General features: G+C 64.7%; 15 protein-coding genes. 4 read left to right on the top strand and 11 right to left on the bottom strand.

Going from position 1 to position 18,210, the window contains the following annotated elements; genetic code table 11:
- The first annotated feature begins 21 nt into the window (after window positions 1–21).
- Entirely contained in the window at window positions 22–1,479 is a 1,458-nt protein-coding gene (gene guaB / locus NDN01_RS08650) for an IMP dehydrogenase (protein ID WP_272626935.1), read from the top strand.
- A gap of 22 nt (window positions 1,480–1,501) precedes the next feature.
- On the opposite strand, the gene NDN01_RS08645 is transcribed toward guaB, so the two are convergent.
- The 3 genes from NDN01_RS08645 to NDN01_RS08635 form a co-directional block, all read right to left on the bottom strand.
- A complete protein-coding gene (locus NDN01_RS08645) occupies window positions 1,502–2,026 on the bottom strand; it encodes a gamma carbonic anhydrase family protein (RefSeq protein ID WP_272626934.1) in 525 nt (174 codons plus the stop codon).
- A 100-nt stretch (window positions 2,027–2,126) separates the two neighbouring features.
- Entirely contained in the window at window positions 2,127–4,496 is a 2,370-nt protein-coding gene (locus NDN01_RS08640) for an EAL domain-containing protein (RefSeq protein ID WP_272626933.1), read from the bottom strand.
- Window positions 4,493–5,086: a methylamine utilization protein gene (locus tag NDN01_RS08635; RefSeq protein ID WP_272626932.1), complete on the bottom strand. Its 594-nt coding sequence runs from the start codon at window positions 5,084–5,086 to the stop codon at window positions 4,493–4,495. Before NDN01_RS08635 ends, NDN01_RS08640 begins: the two co-directional genes overlap by 4 nt.
- Before the next feature lie 109 nt (window positions 5,087–5,195).
- Here NDN01_RS08635 and NDN01_RS08630 point away from each other — a divergent pair, with 109 nt between their 5' ends.
- From NDN01_RS08630 to NDN01_RS08620, 3 genes are all read left to right on the top strand, one after another.
- The gene (locus NDN01_RS08630) at window positions 5,196–6,080 is read left to right on the top strand and encodes a DUF3034 family protein (protein WP_272626931.1); all 885 of its coding nucleotides are present in this window, start codon (window positions 5,196–5,198) and stop codon (window positions 6,078–6,080) included.
- A 12-nt stretch (window positions 6,081–6,092) separates the two neighbouring features.
- On the top strand, window positions 6,093–6,563 hold the full coding sequence (locus tag NDN01_RS08625) for a group I truncated hemoglobin (RefSeq protein ID WP_336298358.1): 471 nt from the start codon (window positions 6,093–6,095) through the stop codon (window positions 6,561–6,563).
- A 114-nt stretch (window positions 6,564–6,677) separates the two neighbouring features.
- The gene (locus tag NDN01_RS08620; RefSeq protein WP_272626930.1) at window positions 6,678–8,204 is read left to right on the top strand and encodes an alpha/beta hydrolase family protein; all 1,527 of its coding nucleotides are present in this window, start codon (window positions 6,678–6,680) and stop codon (window positions 8,202–8,204) included.
- Window positions 8,205–8,482: 278 nt separating this feature from the next.
- On the opposite strand, the gene NDN01_RS08615 is transcribed toward NDN01_RS08620, so the two are convergent.
- The 8 genes from NDN01_RS08615 to NDN01_RS08580 all read right to left on the bottom strand — a co-directional run bounded on the left by NDN01_RS08615 (window position 8,483) and on the right by NDN01_RS08580 (window position 17,915).
- A complete protein-coding gene (locus NDN01_RS08615; protein ID WP_272626929.1) occupies window positions 8,483–8,893 on the bottom strand; it encodes a hypothetical protein in 411 nt (136 codons plus the stop codon).
- Between the two features lie 176 nt (window positions 8,894–9,069).
- Window positions 9,070–9,471 (bottom strand): lysozyme inhibitor LprI family protein, encoded by a 402-nt coding sequence (locus tag NDN01_RS08610; RefSeq protein WP_272626928.1) that lies wholly within the window; start codon window positions 9,469–9,471, stop codon window positions 9,070–9,072.
- A 40-nt stretch (window positions 9,472–9,511) separates the two neighbouring features.
- Complete coding sequence (locus tag NDN01_RS08605; RefSeq protein WP_272623153.1) at window positions 9,512–10,372, bottom strand: DUF1444 family protein; 861 nt, start codon at window positions 10,370–10,372, stop codon at window positions 9,512–9,514.
- A gap of 456 nt (window positions 10,373–10,828) precedes the next feature.
- Window positions 10,829–11,578 carry a GDSL-type esterase/lipase family protein gene (locus NDN01_RS08600; RefSeq protein WP_272626927.1) on the bottom strand — a complete coding sequence of 250 codons (750 nt, stop codon included), beginning with the start codon at window positions 11,576–11,578 and terminating at the stop codon, window positions 10,829–10,831.
- Window positions 11,579–11,673: 95 nt separating this feature from the next.
- On the bottom strand, window positions 11,674–12,075 hold the full coding sequence (locus NDN01_RS08595) for a hypothetical protein (protein WP_272626926.1): 402 nt from the start codon (window positions 12,073–12,075) through the stop codon (window positions 11,674–11,676).
- Between the two features lie 184 nt (window positions 12,076–12,259).
- A complete protein-coding gene (locus tag NDN01_RS08590; RefSeq protein ID WP_272626925.1) occupies window positions 12,260–12,718 on the bottom strand; it encodes a hypothetical protein in 459 nt (152 codons plus the stop codon).
- 160 nt (window positions 12,719–12,878) lie between these two features.
- Entirely contained in the window at window positions 12,879–14,792 is a 1,914-nt protein-coding gene (locus NDN01_RS08585) for a pyrroloquinoline quinone-dependent dehydrogenase (RefSeq protein ID WP_272626924.1), read from the bottom strand.
- A gap of 162 nt (window positions 14,793–14,954) precedes the next feature.
- Window positions 14,955–17,915: a TonB-dependent receptor domain-containing protein gene (locus tag NDN01_RS08580; protein WP_272626923.1), complete on the bottom strand. Its 2,961-nt coding sequence runs from the start codon at window positions 17,913–17,915 to the stop codon at window positions 14,955–14,957.
- Between the last annotated feature and the right edge of the window lie 295 nt (window positions 17,916–18,210).

The following is an 18,210-nucleotide window of genomic DNA, read 5'->3' as shown; positions in this document are numbered from 1 at the left end:
TCCGCAGGAATCTGGCACCCCATGGATATTCGCCTCGGCCTTACCTTCGACGACGTACTTCTGTACCCGGCGGAATCCGACATCGTCCCGAGCCAGACCAATACGGCGACTCGCCTGAGCCGCGGCATCGCGCTCAATATCCCGGTCATTTCCGCCGCGATGGACACCGTGACCGAGGCCGACATGGCGATCGTCATGGCGCAGCTTGGCGGCATCGGGGTGCTTCATCGCAACATGACGATCGAGGAGCAGGTCGCCGCCGTCCGTGCCGTGAAGCGGTACGAATCGGGCATGGTGGTCAACCCGATCACGATCACGCCGGAGGCGACCCTGGCCGAGGCTCAGGCGCTGATGGCCTATCACAAGATCAGCGGCATCCCGGTGACCGAGAAGAGCGGCAAGCTGGTCGGCATCCTTACCAACCGCGACGTGCGGTTCGCCGGCAACCCGCATCAGCCGGTGGCCGAGCTGATGACTCACGAAAATCTCGCGACGGTGTCGCCCGGCGTCGATCAGGAGGAGGCACGCCGCCTGCTCCATCAGCGCCGAATCGAGAAGCTGCTCGTCGTCGACGAGGCCTATCGCTGCATCGGCCTGATCACGGTCAAGGATATCGAAAAGGCGGTGATGTATCCGAATGCGACCAAGGACGAGACCGGTCGCCTGCGCGTCGCCGCCGCGAGCACGGTCGGCGACAAGGGGTTCGAGCGCACCGAGGCGTTGATCGACGCTGAGCTCGACCTGATCGTGATCGATACCGCGCACGGCCATAACCGTGACGTGGCGCGTGCCGTCGAGCGTGCCAAGCGCATCTCCAATTCAGTCCAGGTGATCGCCGGCAACGTCGCGACCGCGGAGGCGACGCGCGCGCTGATCGATGCGGGCGCAGACGGGATCAAGGTCGGCATCGGCCCGGGCTCGATCTGCACGACCCGCGTCGTCGCCGGCGTCGGCGTGCCGCAGCTCACCGCCGTGATGGATTGCGCCGAGGAAGCCGCGAAGTCGGGCGTGCCGGTGATCGCCGATGGCGGCATCCGCACGTCGGGCGACATGGCCAAGGCGATTGCCGCGGGCGCCTCGACGGTGATGATCGGATCGCTGCTCGCGGGCACCGAGGAAGCGCCGGGCGAGACGTTCCTCTACCAGGGCCGTTCGTACAAATCCTATCGCGGCATGGGCTCGGTCGGCGCGATGGCGCGCGGATCCGCCGACCGCTATTTCCAGCAGGATATCAAGGACCAGCTCAAGCTCGTTCCCGAAGGGATCGAGGGCCAGGTGGCCTACAAGGGCGCGGCGCGCGATGTGATCCACCAGCTTGTCGGCGGCGTGCGCGCTGCGATGGGCTATACCGGTTCGGCGACGATACCAGACCTGCAGAAGCGCGCCCGCTTCATCCAGATCACCGGCGCCGGCCTGCGTGAGAGCCACGTCCATGACGTGACGATCACGCGCGAGGCGCCGAACTACCCGACTCAATAACCCCCTCGGGTCCTGCGGGAACTCAGCCGACCCTGGTCAGGCCTTCGGCATAGGCCTTGCCCTTGTCGACATAATGCTGGGCGGATGCATTGAGCATCGCCGCCGCCTTCTCGTCCAGCGTGCGGATCGCCCTGGCGGGGCTGCCGACGATCAGGCTGTTGGGTTCGAACACCTTTCCCTCGGTCACTAGCGCGCCCGCGCCGACGATGCAGCCATCGCCGATCACCGCGAGATTCAGCACGATCGCGCCCATCCCGATCAGCACATTGTCGCCGATGGTGCAGCCATGGAGGATGGCGTGATGGCCGATCGTGCAGTCCGCGCCGATCGTCAGCGGTGCGCCGGGATCGGAATGGCACATGGCGCTTTCCTGGATGTTGCTGCGGGTGCCGACGATGATCGGCGTATTGTCAGCCCGGATCACCGCCCCGAACCAGACGCTCGATCCGTCGGCGAGGCGCGCGTCACCGATCACGTCGGCGCTGGGGGCGACCCAGACGTCGGTTCCGACTACGGGCTGTTTTCCGTCGATGGCATAAAGCGGCATTGGCATCCTCCTCGTTTCGTCCCGCATAGCGTGGAGGGGCGGTGAGGGGGAGGGGCAAGGCGACGTCTTGAGCCCTCCAGTCATCGGGCGTGAAGTGCTCCTAGGCCGCCACGCTCTGGCGGTCGTCGATCAGGCCCATCACCTTGTCGCCCTCGACCGGTCGGCTGAAGATATAGCCCTGGATGCTGCTGCAGCCCTGGCCTCGCAGCTCAGCAAGCTGGTCGTTGTCCTCGACGCCCTCCGCGGTCGTTTCCATATGGAGCGCGGTCGCGAGATCGACGATCGCGCGGACGATCGCCGCTGAGCTTTCATCGTCGGCGACGTGGTTCACGAAGCTCTTGTCGATCTTGATCTTGTCGAACGGGAAACTGCGCAGATAGCTGAGCGACGAATAGCCGGTGCCGAAATCGTCGAGCGCCACGCGGATGCCCATCGCGCGAAGCTGGTGCAGCAGCGCGAGGACCGACTTCTCACCCTCGAGGAAGATCGATTCGGTGATCTCCACCTCAAGCCGGCCCGGCGCGAGGCCACTGCGCGACAGCGCCTGGAAGATCACATTGGCGAAGCCGGTGCTGCGAAACTGCAAGGGCGAGACGTTGACCGCGACGCGGACATGGTCGGGCCAGGCGGCCGCCTGGCGGCAGGCCTCGTGCATCACCCATTCGCCGATACCCACGATCAGCCCGGTATCCTCGGCCACGGAGATGAACTCGACCGGGGGGACGTTGCCGCGCGTCGGATGCTCCCAGCGAAGCAATGCCTCGAAGCCGCCGATGCGATCCTTCTTCAGGTCGAAGATCGGCTGGAAGTTCAACCTGAACTGGCCGGTCTGGAGTGACTCGCGCAGATCGAGCTCGAGCTGGCGCCGCTTGCGGGCGGCCGCGTCGAGCGCCGGCTCGAAGAAGCGGAAGACGCCGCGCCCATCCTGCTTGGCCCGGTAGAGCGCAAGATCGGCATTTTTGAGCAGCATGTCCGGATCGTCGCCATCGCCCGGCCCGATCGCGATGCCGATGCTCGCGCCCGTCGCGATCTGATGCCCGTCGAGACGCATCGGCTGGCGCATCTGGTCGAGAATGAGCTGGGCCAGCGCGCGGGGGCGATCGTCGGCGCCGCGATCGTCGAGGATCACCGCGAATTCGTCGCCGCCCAGGCGCGAAACCAGGCCGTCGGTGGCGAGCTCGGACAATACCGCGCCCACATGACGCAACAGGGCGTCGCCGACAGGATGGCCGAGCGTGTCGTTGATGCTCTTGAAGCCGTCCAGGTCGAGGCAGAGGACACTGACCTTTTCGTTCAGCTTGTGCGCCCGGGCGAGGCTCGCCTCCAGCTGCTGGCGGAAAAAGGTGCGGTTGGGCAGGCCGGTGAGCGAATCATGAAAGGCGAGATGCGTGATGCGATGCTCGCGCTCGACGATGCCGGCCGACATGCGGTTGAAGCTTTCCGCCAGCCGCCCGATCTCGTCCGATCCGCGGACCTCGACTTCGGCGCGGGTGCCTTCCTCAAGCGCTCTCGCAGCGGCATCGAGCGCGGTGATCGGCCGCGCGATGCCGTTGGCGAGACGGCGGCTGCCGACCAGGACGAGGGCCAGGCCGAGCAAGCCGGCGAGGGCGATACCAGCCTGGAGCGATCGATAGGATGCGAGCGCCTTGCCGTGCGGATAGCTGAGCAGCAGCGCCGCCTCTGGTTGGCTGCCACGTCCGTCGAGACGGCGGGCCACCGCGAAGGCAGCCCCTTGGGGAAGGGCGAGCGTGGCTGGTACCATATTGGCGCCGCCCGCACTGCGCGCGACGAGGCTGTCGATATCGGGATCGGCGTCGGTCGTGCCGTCGTTCGACGCCCAATGGCCATCGGCGCCGCGCCGGAGGATCGTTGCAGTCAGCGGGATGGCGGAGAGCCGTTCGAGCGCCCGCATCTCGCGGGCATCGAGCGGGACCGCGAAGACCACCCGGCCGATCTCCGTCGGCGCGAGGACAGGCGACACGATCAATCGGTACACGCCGTCGCCGGCGGCGATCACGGCATCGTGGCGGTCGCCCGGAAGGCTGGAGGGAAGGCGCGCCACGGCGGCGCGGAGATCGGCCGGCCCGTCGCCCAGGACGTCGCCGGCCATGTCGACGACGAAGGCGTTGGCGACGTCTGCCCGTTCGCGCAAATTGACGATGGCGGATTCGATGGTTGGCCGGTCGCCGCTCGCCACGGCGGTGCGGAAGCCGAAATCGCGGGCAAGGACATCGGCCGAGCCTGCCAGCGATTTTGCGCGCAGTGCCCAGATCCGGTCATAGACCGCCCCGCTCGTCGCCAATTCGGCGCGGACCGATTCGCGCGCATGGTTCCAGATCATCGCCTGGGCAACGATCGCGACGACGATGAGCGAAATGGTGAAGAGCGCCGTGTACAATACGGCGAGCCGCGTACGCAGGTGCTCGAAGCCGCCGCGGAACGGCAAATGACGCAACGGGGCGAGCCTCATTTGCCGTGGACGACGAGCGTGGTGGAATAGCCGGTCGGCGCGATCACCACCGTCTGGCTCAGCATGTTCCCCGACGCGCGGATCGCAGGGTGCCAAAGCCGGAGCGTCGCGCCACCGGCAGGCACGTCAGGGATCGAGACATGGCCGGCGGCGTCGGTCTGCATCGCGAAGGGTGTATCGGCGACCACGATGAAGCCGCTCATCGAATCGTGGATGTTGCACCCAAGGGCGACGATCCCGGGCTTGTCGAATACCACCGTCGGCACCTGATCCCGGCCATAGAGCTTGAGATTGAACGCCTTCACCTTCGAGAAGGAATAGACGTGGTGGCGTACCTTGTCCTTGTTGGGGAAGGTGACGGTCGAACCGGTCGGAACGATCAGCACATGCGGATCGAAGGCGATGTTACGCTGCGCCATCTCCGTCCCCCAAGCGAAACGGACCGGGGCCGCTGGCTTGCGCGGCGTATCGACGAAGACCACCGCGCCGGCGAGCGGTTTGCCGTCGGCGCCGCGCACCGAGATATCGACGGTGGCGGCTTGGGACGACACAGGCGCGACAAGCAGCAGCAGGGCGGAAGCGATACGCATTATTACGTACCTAGGGGCCAGAAGTGTCCAACTTCTAAAGGCTTCGTTTACCGAAAAAAAACGATACATCCACAATATATCCAGATTGGTTGTAAATCCGGGGGCCCTCATGAAGATTTGGCTGGTGGCGCGCTTCGCGTGTGCTGTGCTGATGGCTGCGTTGTCGGTACAGCCAGCTTCGGCGGATGAATTGCGCAATGGCGGCAAGCTGTTGCTGACCGGCGGCGTCTCCAGTGTCGAAGGTGCGGCGGGCGGCGGACTTGCCAGTTGGGCGGTGATCGCCGGCGACGAAACCGATGCCGGCGTCGGCGGCAGCGTTCACGCGACCTATGTCGCACTGCCCGATTTCGACCTGACCAGCTATGGCGGCGCGATCGGTTTCCGCAACCGGATCGAGCTTTCCTATGCGCATCAAAGCTTCGACACGCGCGGGGCCGGGGCGGCGCTTGGTCTCGGGCGCGGCTTCACTTTCGCGCAGGATATATTCGGGGCGAAGGTCAGGCTGGTCGGCGATGCGGTATACGATCAGGATCGGCTGCTCCCGCAGATCTCGGTCGGCATGCAGTACAAGCGGGCCGACAAGGGGCCGATCATCGCTGCGGTCGGCGGCAAGCAAAGTCGCGGCACCGATTTCTATATCGCCGCGACCAAGGTGATCCTCTCGAAGAGCATGGTGGTGAACGGTACCGTCCGCTTCACCAAGGCCAACCAGTTCGGCCTGCTCGGCTTTGGCGGGGACAAGAAAGATGCCTATCGTCCGCAGTTCGAAGGATCGGCCGGCCTGTTGCTGTCGCGACGCCTGCTGGTCGGTGCCGAATATCGCACCAAGCCGGACAATCTTGGCTTCGCGAAGGAGAATAGCACCTATGACGTGTTCGCCGCCTGGGCGATCGCGCGGCATGTCAGGTTGACCGCGGCCTATGTCGATCTGGGTGACATCGCGACGGTGAAGCGGCAGCGCGGCGCCTTCCTGTCGATCCAGGGTAACTTCTGAGGGGTCTACGCCATGCTGATGTTCGCACTTGCCGCCGCCGCCGCGCTCCAGGCAGTTCCGCCGGGCGAGGAGCCGGTCGATCCCTATACGCAGGGCAATGCCAATGCCGGGGCGAAGCCGTTCGAGGGCACGGCGATGCTCGATGCCTTTCATGGCCGCGCCGGGATCGACCGGATCGTCGAGGATCTGGTCGAGCGGATCAACGCCGACAAACGTATCTCGGCGATCCTGGAAAAGCAGGACATGGTCCGCCTTCGCCGGTTGCTGAAGGAGCAGTTCTGCTACATCCTCAACGGCGGTTGCGACTATAGCGGCCGGACGATGAAGGATGCCCATAAGGACCTCGGCATTCAGAATGCCGACATGGGGGCGTTGGTCGAGGATCTTCAGGCGGCGATGCGCAAGGAGGGGGTGCCGTTCTTCGCGCAGAACCGCTTCCTTGCGAAGCTCGCGCCGATGCGACGGGATACGGTCGAGCGCTAGGTCGAACTCCGGACCAGGTCCGGGATCGCGAGCGAAGCCGATTGGCAAATATCTTCTCTCCGTATATCCTATAGGATGTGAAGCGCGCATACGCTCGCTCGGGAGGGGAATGCCATGAAATTCGCGTTGCTGCGCTCGTGCTGCGCTTTGGCCATGCTGTCCGGCATGACGATGTCCGGATCGACCCCGGCCCTGTCGCGGCAGGGGGCATCAGCATCCTGGACCGCCGAGCAGGACCACCGGAACATGATGGACCAGCTTGGCATCAAGGCCTTGCGTCCCGGCCATAGCGGGCAGCCGGACGGACCCAATCCCGCCAATTACGATCCCGCCAGGGCGAACCCCTTTCCCGACTGGCCCGAAATCCTCACGCTGAACAACGGCGGGAAAGTCTCTACTGCCGATGCGTGGTGGACGCAGCGTCGGCCTGAGATCGTCGAGGCGTTCGAGCGCGAGGTGGTGGGGCGTGTCCCGGCCAACGCGCCCAGGATCGTCTGGTCGGTCGCCAGCACTGACAATGAATTCATCGCCGGCAAGCGCATGGTGGCGAAGCAGTTGATCGGCCGTGCCGACAACAGCGCCCATCCCGCGATCGATGTCGGCATCAAGGTGACGCTGGTGCTGCCCGCCGAGACGACCCGGCCGGTGCCGGTGCTGATGATGTTCGGCGCGGCACGCTATCCCGCGCCCAGCCAGCCGACCGCCGATGAGGCATCACGGATTGATGCGGCGATGAAGGCCAGTCTTGTAGCACGGGACCCGTCGCTGGCTGCCGCGTTCCAGGCCCATCCAGGCTTTATGTTTGTCAACCCGCCAAGCTTCTTCCCAGCGGCGCCGAGTGACGAGCGCGTCCCGGCGCTGGTCGCGGCCGGCTGGGGCGTGGCGCTGGTCGATACGGCAAGCATCCAGGCCGACAATGGGGCTGGTCTGCGCAGCGGGATCATCGGCCTCGTCAACAGGGGCCAGCCGCGCAAGCCCGACGACTGGGGGGCGCTTCGGGCCTGGGGCTGGGGCGCGAGCCGGGCACTTGACTATCTCCAGACCGTGCCCGGGGTGGATGCGAAGCGTGTCGGGATCGAGGGCGTGTCACGCTACGGCAAGGCGGCGCTGGTCGCCATGGCCTTCGACCAGCGGTTCGCGATGGTGCTGGTGGGATCGTCCGGCGAAGGCGGCGCCAAGCCGCACCGTCGTAATTTCGGCGAAGCGGTGGAGAACCTTACCGGAACCGGCGGCTATCACTGGATGGCGGGCAATTTCCTGAAATACGGCGCGTCGCAGGCAAGCTTCGGCGCAAGGACCCCCGGTGACATCCCGGTCGATTCGCATGAACTGATCGCGCTGTGCGCGCCGCGACCGACCTTCATCAGCTATGGCGTGCCGGAGAAAGGCGACGCCAACTGGCTCGATCAGCAGGGCAGCTATATGGCGACCGTCGCGGCGGGGCAGGTGTGGACGCTGCTCGGCGCGAAGGACCTGGGCGTCGGCAACGACTATCGCACTGCCAGCATGCCGCCGGTGCTGACCGACATGCTCGACGGCCAGCTTGCCTGGCGCCAGCATGACGGCGGGCATACCGATGCGCCGAACATGAAATATTTCATCGCCTGGGCTGACCGGCAGATCGGCTGGAAGGCGCCTTAGGAAGGGGGCTATTTCCCATAGGCGCTAACTTAACGCGCATGCCCGGCGGCGGCGCGGGCCGCTGCCACAGCTACCGGTCACCAGTCGCGCTCAAATCAGGATGTTTCGCCGCCCGCCCTGTCGTCCTGAAGCGGGTTGCTCGAACGCAATTTAGCGTTCCCGTTTCTCCTTCTCCAACAGTCGGTTCCGGGAAAAGGAAATCGGGAAACTGATGCCTATGGATGACGGCGGCGTCGGCTGCGCTCAGGCCGTCCCGGTGGGTTTCCTGGCTGAGACGGCTAATCGACGCTTGGTGATGCACCGACAGCAGACGCATGAGCGCCGCGCGTATAGTTTTCGTCGATCCATTGCGATCGAGCGTCGTTCAATAGATCGGCGAGCGGGCCGGGGCGCATCGAGGAAAAGGCCGGGATGGCGAAAGTGCCTGACCTGTCCGGATACGCGATGTCGAACACAATGGGCTCGCCACTGCGGATATGTGCCACTCGGAAGCCGAAAACGGTTTGCCACGGCCAGGATCGATGGATCCCCAGAATGCTGTAGTGCAGACCGGCCGGCTCCAGCATCAGCTTCGTAGGCCGCACGACCTGAAGAATGCCGAACAGAAATACGAACAGGCCGACCCCACCCAGCGGCAGGCCAACGAAACGGAAATGCTCCCGGGTCGCGAAAGCCATGCCCGCGATCATCACGACGGCGCCAGCGATCGCGAACGATATCTCCGTAACTCGACGGCGGCGCAACACGAACGGCGGACGACCAAGCAGTATGGCGTTCATTCGGCTCCTAGGTACGTCCGTGGTCATCGTTGTAGGGCTCGGCATGAGACACGATCTCCGGCAACGGAACGGCGTGTCGAGAGCTCTTACTCAACCGCCATTGCCCGCACGTAGCGCTCCAGCAGACGCGCGCGATCGCCGACGATGACGACCGCATCGTCGCTTTCCAGCGGTACAAACATCGTGCCCTGCCGCGTCGCGTAGATCGCCTCGCGCGCGCCGGCCTCGGCATTCCGATAGGCCAGCCATGCACGCTGGGCGTCGCGCAGCTTGCGGGCGGCATCCGGCGGGAGTTTCCGAAGAAGGGCGGCGTATGCGACGTTCATCCGCCGATCATAGTCCCCGGCGGCGCGCGTCTCGCAGGCCGTCTGATCTCCGGTGGATGCATGGGCCGGATCGGCCAGACAGTGATCTAGCGCCGCAGCGGTCGCGTCCCTCCGGCCATTCTCGGCCAGGGCGGGGTGGGCAGCCCATGACAGTGCCGCCACGAGGATGGCGTGGCGTGCATGACCCATGCGGCATTGCGGCTCAGCGCGCATCGGCGACCGAGAAGCCATCGTCCGATGTCCACTGATACAGGTGCCGGGAAAGCGAATAGGCCGAGACACTGGCAATCTCCGCGGCGACGGCCGCGAGCGACTCTCGCCCGTCGCGATCCTCGGCGGCGCACAGCATGACCTCATCGCGCGCCGGCATGGCAATGCAGATCGGTCCTTCAAGCGCCAGTCCGCCTCGCCACTGCGGCAGGATCAGCAGCATCGACGCGTCGTAATTGCGATCCAGTCGCGCGGCGTAGCGCCCATCGCTGCCCTCGATCTTCAATGCGGGGAGCATGGCGGTCAGATTGGCGATGGCGCGCTCATGAAGAGCCGCTTCGTCCAGGCCCATCGCCGAAAGCGTCTTTCGGGTGATGTACTCCATGGTGTCGCCCGTATCGATCGCGTAGGCGACGACCATATCGCCGCAGAACGGGCTCGTGATGAACGAGGCATCGGCGGCATCGAGCCTTGCGCCATCCATCTGGCGCTTGGCGGAGCCGGCCCATGCCGCCGGCTTCATTACCGGGAATATCCTGGCGGGATCCGTCGTCTCGCCGAGATCGTCGTTGAACCGAGCCTCTTCCAGTTGCGCCGCCATCAGGGCGTCGATCCCGGCTTCGCCGTTCCGATAGCGCGCATACCAGTTCCCGAAATACTGGGTCGCCCGGGTGCCTTTCGGCATCGTCCAGATCACCCAGGATTCGGTCGCACTGGCACCGACATGGACTTCGACGGTATTGGCGGGACAGTGCCTCTCGATGAGGGCGGCATAGCGGCGGACGTAGTCCGGATAGGTCAGCATCCGGTCCTGTGGTGGAGGAGAGCCGAACAGCTTCTTGAGCAATGACATCAGCGGACTTTCAAAGGGGCGATCGAACGATGCGTAACCTGTGTCGGAAACGAAAAGGAAGGCTGAATGATCCGAGGCCACCGCGATCCCGATCATGACGGCCGAATCTGCTGCCCGGCTAACGTGTCGAGGGGTATCCGACGATGTCGCCATCAAGCGGGATCGCGTTGCGACGTGGTGCCGGGGTCGCCGCCAGCCGCGCCGGACACGCTCACCGGGCCGCACGATCACGCTACCTTGGCGAAGATGCGCGCAATGCGCATAGACCCGTGGCGATCGCAAGGACCACGAGATTACCGTAGAGCGTCCTTGCCGTGAGGTCGTCGGGCGTTTCCATGGGACGAAGCGGCTTGCCTTGCGCCAGCATGACGGCGGGCATACCGATGCGCCGAACATGAAATATTTCATCGCCTGGGCCGACCGGCAGATCGGCTGGAAGGCGCCCTAGGAAGGAGGCTATTTCCCCCGCATCGCCTTGTCGATCGCTGCCTGGGCAAGCGGCGCCATCGCGGCGAAGGCTTCCGCATTGGGATGAACGCCGTCGTGCGAATAGCCGGGCTTCATCCCGCCCTCCGGAGTAGCGATGGCCGGCCAGTAATCGACATAGACCAGGTGCTTCCGCGCGGCATAGTCCTTCAGCCAGGCGTTGAGCGCCTTGATCTTGGGGCCGGGCGACAGGTCCTTGCGCCACGGGAAATCGAGCGCTGGCGGGATCGAGGCGAGGACTATTCTGATGCCGTTGGCGCGGGCGATCTCGACCATGCCGGTGATATAGCCTTCCGTCTCCTCGGGCGTCGTCGGGCCGGTGTTCTGCGCGACATCGTTGGTGCCGCCCATGATGTGGACGACCGCCGGCTTCAGCGCGACGACATCGCTGCGGAAGCGGACGAGCATCTGCGGTGTCGTCTGGCCGGAAATGCCGCGCCCGACGAAATGGGCGTTGCCCTTGACGAAGGGTTGCTCAGCCCAGCCTTGAGTGATGGAATCGCCCATGAACACCACGCGCTTTGGATCGGCGGCGGCAAGCAGCGGCTGGTTGGCCTCGCGGTAGCGGCCGATGAACGCCCAGTCGCCATTCTCACCCTGGCCGACCGGTGGCCTGGCGGTCGCCGCTGGGGCGGCGGGGCTGGTCGATGTCTGCGCTGAAACCTGCCCGGTGGACAGCGCAAACGCGCCGATCAGGCTGAAGGTGGCAATGGCCCGCATGCATGTCTCCCGTTGGATATCGGCGGCTGCCGTGCCGCTCGATGTCGAATCCTATAGGAAATAGCGCGGGGATGCACGCACGAACGACGGCAGGATCACGCCGTTGCCGCTATCTCCGGGCGGATCATCGAGTGCAGCATCACGCGGGCCGACCGCACAGCGACTCGCATCGCCGATACGAGATCCGGCCTGAACTGGTCGGCAGGCGGTGCGATGTCATCGCCTTCCAGCAGGTCGAGCAGGCGGTGTTCGTCGCCAGTGATGGCGCTGTCCGACGGGGCACCAGCATCGAAGCGCCGGCGCGAGGCCGCCTCGAACAGGGTCAGCAGACCATCGAGTACCGGAGCGAGCAGGCCATAGCCGCGCGTTTCCAGGGGAGCGTACAGCGCGGGCTGGATTGAATTGCCGGTATCGCGCGCGATGCGCCAGCCTCGAACCGCTTCAAGAATCGCCGAGGTAACGGATTGGGCGGTGGGCGCGGCTGGGGCGAAGCTCATGGTACATCCTTCCTGAGACCCCTTTTTTTAGCGCTGTCGCTTTTTGCGACTTATTCTCAAGCGATACGCGTGTCCTGTTACAGGGGCAAGACAGCAGGCAAGGAATTCAACGGTTTTCGGGGGTATTTTAACGCTTCGGCCTGTCGGATCACGCCTCCGGCCTAAAGCGTGGGAATATGGCTGGTCATCGGGCTGCTCCTGATGTTGCCGTCGGCTCGAACCGGGCGACGATCAGTGGTGCCAGCCAGGTCCAGACGAGACTTACCGCCGTGGCGATCGCGATCGTCTTTTCGGAGGGAAGCGCGTCGTTCGGCAGAAACCATCCGCCCAGGACGACGACCCAGAGCAGGAAGGATATGAGCGCCACGCCGACCGCGGCATATTGCGCGCTGCCGCCATCCTTCGACGTGGTCGCGATGCTGCGGAACAGGATGATGCCGACCACGCAGAGCCATGCGAACCACCATGTCTTCACCTCCACGGCTTTCAGGAGGATGATGCCGGCGGGATAGATGGAAACCACCTCAACCGGGAAGAGCTTGGTCAATTGGCCCAGATAGGAATCCTGCTGGGTTGTGCCGCCGTTGCCAGCGTCCGCGAGACCCGGCGCATTGTTGATCCTGAGCGTGCCGCGCAATGTCATGTCACACCTCCACCTCTCATGTTCGGTGATGGGCAGGATGGCGCGAAAAAGCGTGGCATGCGCGTGATGGTCGTCACGCTCGCACGTCTCGGAGGAAGCGAACCGGCGGGGTGAAAGAAGCTGCCGCGTCGTCGATGGAGACCCACGCGTCGGGCGGGTCTCAGGGCAGCGCGAACGCGGTCAGTGCGTCACTTGTCCTGGGGCTGTTGTGGTAGCTGCCGCCGGTCGAGACAACCGCGACATATTGGCGTCCGTCGGCGCCACGATAGGAAATCGGCGTGGCATGGGCCGAGGCTTCGAGCCTGTGGGTCCATATTTCCTTCCCCGTCTTCGTCTCGAAGGCGCGGAAGCGCGAGTCGTCGGTCGAGCCGATGAAGATCAGGCCGCCCGCGGTGGTGATCGCGCCGCCGGTGCCGTGGCGGCCCGTGTTGCGCAGGCCCTCGGGCAGGCTGTCGGTCACGCCGAGCGTGCTTTGCCAGACGATCCTGCCGGTCGCGGTATCGACTGCGCTGAGCTGGCCCCAGGGCGGGCGCTGGCACATCAGGCCGGTGCCGGGTTGCTGGAATCGCCCGCCGACGCCGCCCGGCATCCAGGCGACTGGTCCGTCGGTCTTCACCAGGGTGGTGACCTGGCCGAAATTGCTGGTGTTGACGAAAAGCCAGCCGGTCTTCGGATCGAACGTCGCGCCGCCCCAGTTGGAACCGCCTTCGGTGCCCGGAAAGACGATCAGCGGGCGGTCGGGGAGCATCGGCTGGTACTGGACTCCTTCCGCCATGTTGTTGTTCCTGATCCAGTTCTCGCACCAGTTCTTCAGCTCGGGCGTGACATCGGCGATGTCCTTCTCGATCGAGAAGGTGGTGCGGGCGAGCGGCGGGGTGATCGGGAAGGGCTGGGTCGGCGCAGCAAGCTCGCCCGGCACGATGCTGGCCGGGACCGGGCGCTCTTCGACCGGGTGGATCGGCTTGCCGGTGACCCGGTCGAGCATGAACAGCAGCGCATTCTTGGCGACGACCGCGACGGCAGGGACTGTCTTGCCGCTGACCTTGGCATCGAACAGCAATGGCGCCGATTCAAGGTCGATGTCCCAGATGTCGTGATGCACGACCTGGAAGTGCCAGAGATATCTGCCGGTGGCGGCATCGGCCGCGACCAGCGCGCTGCTGAAGAGGTTGTCGCCATGCCGGTCGCCGCCATAGCGATCATGCGCCGGCGCGCCGATCGGCAGATAGACGATGCCGCGCTTCGCATCGAGGCTCATGAAGCCCCAGACATTGACGCCCGATCGCTTTTCCGTGCTGCCGGGTGCCCATGTATCATGGCCGGGCTCCCCCTTGCGGGGGACGGTGTGAAAGGTCCAGACGAGCTTGCCGGTGCGCGCATCCCAGGCGCGGACGTCGCCGCGCGCGCCGAGCGCCGGATTCTCCTGCACTGAGGAGCCGGTGATGATCAGGTTCCTGTAGACGATCGGCGGGGACGTCATGCCATAGGGGGCTGACTGCGATCCGTTCATGATCTCGTCGGTCTTCAGGTTGACGACGCCGTTCTCGCCGAAGCCTGGGGCATAGGCGCCGGTTGCCGCATCGAGGCCGATCAGCCGGCCGTCGCGCGTCCCGAAGAAGAGGCGTGGCCCGGCCTTGCCGTCGCCGGGCCAATATTCGACGCCGCGCAAAGATGGCTGGCCGGGGCCGGGAATCTCGCGGACCCAGATTTCCTTGCCGGTGGTCGCATCGAGCGCGGCGACCCTGGAATAGGGCATGGAGATATACATTCGGTTGCCCACGACCAAAGGCGTCATCTCCGAACCGGCGAACTGCGAGGCGCGCTGCGCGCCCGCCCCTTCGGTTGCGCGGCGGGCGGTCTCGCCCGCGTCAGTGGCAGCCTCGGTATTGGCCGGTTTCATCCGGTAGACCCAGGCGATCCGCAGGTCGTTCACATTGGCGGACGTGATCTGGTCGAGCGGCGAGTGGCGCATCGCGCCCTTGTCATGGCCATAGGTCGGCCAGTCCGTACGATCCTGCGCGAGCGCCGAAGCCGGGAACAGAGCGAGGGTGAAGAACCCGATCTTGCGCAGCATGTATCTACCTTTTGACGCCGCAAGGGCGGGGCATCGGGCATGTATCCCGTGCCGAGGCCCGATGCCGGGTATGTTGCGAACCGTGCTCATTCCGCGAGAATCGAGCGAAAAACTAAAAAGGACCCGCCTCCCCGACTGAACGGAGAGGCGGGCCAGGGTGGGTCAGAACTTCACGTTCAGCGCGAGGGTAACGGTGCGGCCGAACGGATTGTGGATCAGGCTGTAGTAACCGGCGCCCGTGTTGTAGAAGGGCGGATCCTGGTCGAAGATATTCAGGCCGGACAGCGAGATCCGGGTGCCGTTCAGGAAACTGCCCTTGAACTCATAGGCCATGTTGAGATCGAAACTGGTCTGCGCCTTGACCTTGTCGCCACCACCGTTCGGGTTGCCATTGGCATCGCGGGTGAGCGGCGTGACGGTGTTGGACGACCAGTTGCGGAAGCCGCCCGTATAGTTGGCGAACAGCCGGGCCGAGAAGGGACCGTTTGCCCAGCCGAGATAGGCACGCGCCTTGCGCTTCAGCGACGGGAAGGTGCCGTTGTTGCCTGCCGTGTTCAGCACGCTGTATTTCGGGCCGGAGCCGAAGGACTGGTCGAACTTGGTGAATTCGGTGCCCGAGAGACCTGCGCTGAAGGTGCCGGCATTGTCGGTGCGGTAATCATAGTCGATCTGGTAATCGATGCCCGAGATGTCGAGGTTCAGCCAGTTCGTGTTGAGCGTGTGGAAGATGTAGTTGGTACACGCGGCGGTCGCGTTGGTCTGCGGAATACCCTGGGTCACCGCCGCGATCTCCGCCGCGGTGGCGCAGTTCGGGTAGAAGGTCAGCAGATACTGCGCCGAGGCGGTGTTGATAACGTTGGCGAGCTGCGGACCGGTCACGCCGCCGGTAAACTTGGTATTCCAGTAAGTGAAGCCGGCGCGCAGGCCGGGGATGAGCGACGGCTCGACATCGAAGCCGAGCGACCAGCCGCTGCCTTCCTGCGCCTTCGCATTGGGATCGCCGGTAGTGTTCTGGATGCCCTGGAGCGTGCCGATGTTGCAGAGCGGCTGGCTCGCCGAGCAGATGGTGGCCAAAGACGGGATCTTGAGGACATCAGGATAGGCGGCGACCGGTACGGAGATGTTGTTGGTCTGGGTATTCCAACCGGCCGTGCCAAACGCGCCGAAGCGGTCGCCGATGATCGTCAGCGGCGGGGCGACGAACGAGGTCGACCAGTTGCCGCGCAGGCGAAGGCCCTGAATCGGTTCGAGGTTGAAACCGATCTTCGGGTTCGTGGTACTGCCGAAATCGTCATAATGATCGTAGCGGCCGGCGAGCGAGATGTCGACGCGGCGGATGAACGTATCCATGTCCGGCGAGACGATCGGCACGTTCAACTCGACGAAGCCCGACCAGACGGTGCGATCGAACGGGAAGAACAGCTGCTGCGAGCCGGTCGAGGCAGGGCCGCTGTTGTTCGCGCGGGTCACCAGCTGGCTGAGCTGGGTCTTGAGCAGTTCGACGCCGAACGCGACCTTGACCGGGCCGGCCGGCAGATCGAACAGCGAGCCGCTCGCGCTGGCGCGGAACTGCTGATAGCCGCTGGTGGCACGAAGGCGATTGGTGTTGTCGAGCAGGCGAGCGATGGTCGCCGCGCCGGTGCGATTGGTCGCACCGGCCGGGTTCCATACGTCGAGCGCGTTGGCCGCCGTAAGCGGCAGCTGGGTTACGATCGTACTGGTGCCGGGGATCGACGGCTGGGTGAGGTTGCCGGCGCTGTTGGTCGTGCCGTTCAGCGCCAGGTTGGCGACGCTGCTGTTGATCACCCCGGTGGTGTAGGTCGTACTTTCGTCGCGGCCTGCGCTGGCGAGGAAGTCGACATGCCAGTCGCTGGTCAGTTCATAGGTCGCGGTGAAATTGGCATACATCGAATCCGAGTCCGAGCGGCCATGCGCCGGCCCGACCAGATCAGTCGCATCCCAGGTAACGGTCTGGCTGTCATAGGCCGGGTTCGGGGTGACGCCGTCGGCGAGGAACGGCGAGACGGCGGTTGGGTTCACGTAAAAGGGATTGGCCCGCGCCCCGGTGCGGAAGACCGTCGTCTGCAAGGTGCCGGCACTTTGCAGCGTGTCGTTGCGGCGGCGCGCATAGAGCAGGTCGAGACCGATCGTCAGCTTGTCCGTGACGTCGAAGCTGATCTTGCCCATGATACTCTGGCGTTCTTCCGACCCGATCAGGTCGGTCACGCCCCAATTCGTGCACTGATAGTTGGCGGTGTTATTGGGCAGCGACGCGTTCGTATACGGGCCGTAATAGATGCCGCCCGAGCCGCCCGGTTGGACGCCGGCGGGCGAACAGCTGCGCGTCAGGAAATTGGTGCCGCCCTGCGCAATATGGTTCGGGTTGGTGAAGGCGCGGTCGCGGTTCCGCAGATTGTCCTGATAACTGTATTGCGCGCCGATCACTGCCCAGCCGCGATCCCAGGTCTGGCCGGCGAGCAGGCCGGCGCTATAGCCGGTGGTGCCGTTCCGCAGGGTGACAGAGCCTTCCGCCTGGATGCCGTCATAGCGTTTGCGGGTGATGAAGTTGATGACGCCGGCGACCGCGTCCGACCCGTAGATCGACGATGCGCCCTCGGCGAGGACCTCGACGCGCTCGAGCATGATGTTGGGTACGATGTTCGGGTCGAGGAAAGTATGGTTGGTGCCGCCGGTCGGGCCGCGATGGCCGTCGATCAGCACGAGCGTTGAATTGCTGGCGCTGGCGCCGAGCTGGTGGATGCTTGGCTGGTAGAAGGCGGAGGTATTGCCCTGGCCGGTGATGCCGGAAAGCGAGGGGACCGAGGCAAGCGCGCCGGTGACTGTCTGCGCGCCGGTATCGTGCAGCGCTTCCGCGCCGACCGCGACCAGGTTCGATCCAATCGGGGCGACGCCGCGGATGCTGGTGCCGGTGACGACGATATCCTGCTGCGGCTCCGCCACGCTCTGGTCGTCGGCGGTCGGGAGTGAAGTCTCCGCCGTCACCTGGGTCGCTTCCGCGCCGGAAGCGCTCTGCGCCCATGCCGGCGTGGCGACGATGCACAGGGCCGTGCCCAGCGCGATGCTTGATCCACCGCGGGCGAGATTCTTCAATATCTTTGACACGTGCATCCCCTCTAGTTTTTGATTCGGTTTCTATTATTTGATTCTTGTATACATTTGCACGAAGGGTCGTCAACCAGTGTCGTCGGGGTTCGCGCACGGCCGGCATGTGCTGTTTCCGATCGATGGACCGATGCGGATATGTCGCCGTTATCGGATCTAATATTAATTCAGAATCAATATATTATAGAGGAGCTTGCTGCTCATGGTCATCACGAAGGACAGGCTGGGCTCGGCTCGAAGGCAACCGGTTCGAGAGGCGTTCATTCCACGACCCGAAGTCCCGTTCGCGGGATTG

This window comes from Sphingomonas sp. QA11, from assembly GCF_028473665.1.
In the GTDB taxonomy this organism is placed as follows: domain Bacteria; phylum Pseudomonadota; class Alphaproteobacteria; order Sphingomonadales; family Sphingomonadaceae; genus Sphingomonas; species Sphingomonas phytovorans.
Note: the sequence above shows the minus strand (reverse complement) of the source record. Positions and strands in the feature narration are given on the sequence as shown.

What these genes read in the sequence shown, in the direction of transcription:
- guaB (WP_272626935.1), top strand. Translation starts at nt 22, where the DNA reads ATGGATATTCGCCTCGGCCTTACCTTCGACGACGTACTTCTGTACCCG.
- NDN01_RS08645 (WP_272626934.1), bottom strand. Translation starts at nt 2,026, where the DNA reads ATGCCGCTTTATGCCATCGACGGAAAACAGCCCGTAGTCGGAACCGAC.
- NDN01_RS08640 (WP_272626933.1), bottom strand. Translation starts at nt 4,496, where the DNA reads ATGAGGCTCGCCCCGTTGCGTCATTTGCCGTTCCGCGGCGGCTTCGAG.
- NDN01_RS08635 (WP_272626932.1), bottom strand. Translation starts at nt 5,086, where the DNA reads ATGCGTATCGCTTCCGCCCTGCTGCTGCTTGTCGCGCCTGTGTCGTCC.
- NDN01_RS08630 (WP_272626931.1), top strand. Translation starts at nt 5,196, where the DNA reads ATGAAGATTTGGCTGGTGGCGCGCTTCGCGTGTGCTGTGCTGATGGCT.
- NDN01_RS08625 (WP_336298358.1), top strand. Translation starts at nt 6,093, where the DNA reads ATGCTGATGTTCGCACTTGCCGCCGCCGCCGCGCTCCAGGCAGTTCCG.
- NDN01_RS08620 (WP_272626930.1), top strand. Translation starts at nt 6,678, where the DNA reads ATGAAATTCGCGTTGCTGCGCTCGTGCTGCGCTTTGGCCATGCTGTCC.
- NDN01_RS08615 (WP_272626929.1), bottom strand. Translation starts at nt 8,893, where the DNA reads ATGATCGCGGGCATGGCTTTCGCGACCCGGGAGCATTTCCGTTTCGTT.
- NDN01_RS08605 (WP_272623153.1), bottom strand. Translation starts at nt 10,372, where the DNA reads ATGTCATTGCTCAAGAAGCTGTTCGGCTCTCCTCCACCACAGGACCGG.
- NDN01_RS08600 (WP_272626927.1), bottom strand. Translation starts at nt 11,578, where the DNA reads ATGCGGGCCATTGCCACCTTCAGCCTGATCGGCGCGTTTGCGCTGTCC.
- NDN01_RS08595 (WP_272626926.1), bottom strand. Translation starts at nt 12,075, where the DNA reads ATGAGCTTCGCCCCAGCCGCGCCCACCGCCCAATCCGTTACCTCGGCG.
- NDN01_RS08590 (WP_272626925.1), bottom strand. Translation starts at nt 12,718, where the DNA reads ATGACATTGCGCGGCACGCTCAGGATCAACAATGCGCCGGGTCTCGCG.
- NDN01_RS08585 (WP_272626924.1), bottom strand. Translation starts at nt 14,792, where the DNA reads ATGCTGCGCAAGATCGGGTTCTTCACCCTCGCTCTGTTCCCGGCTTCG.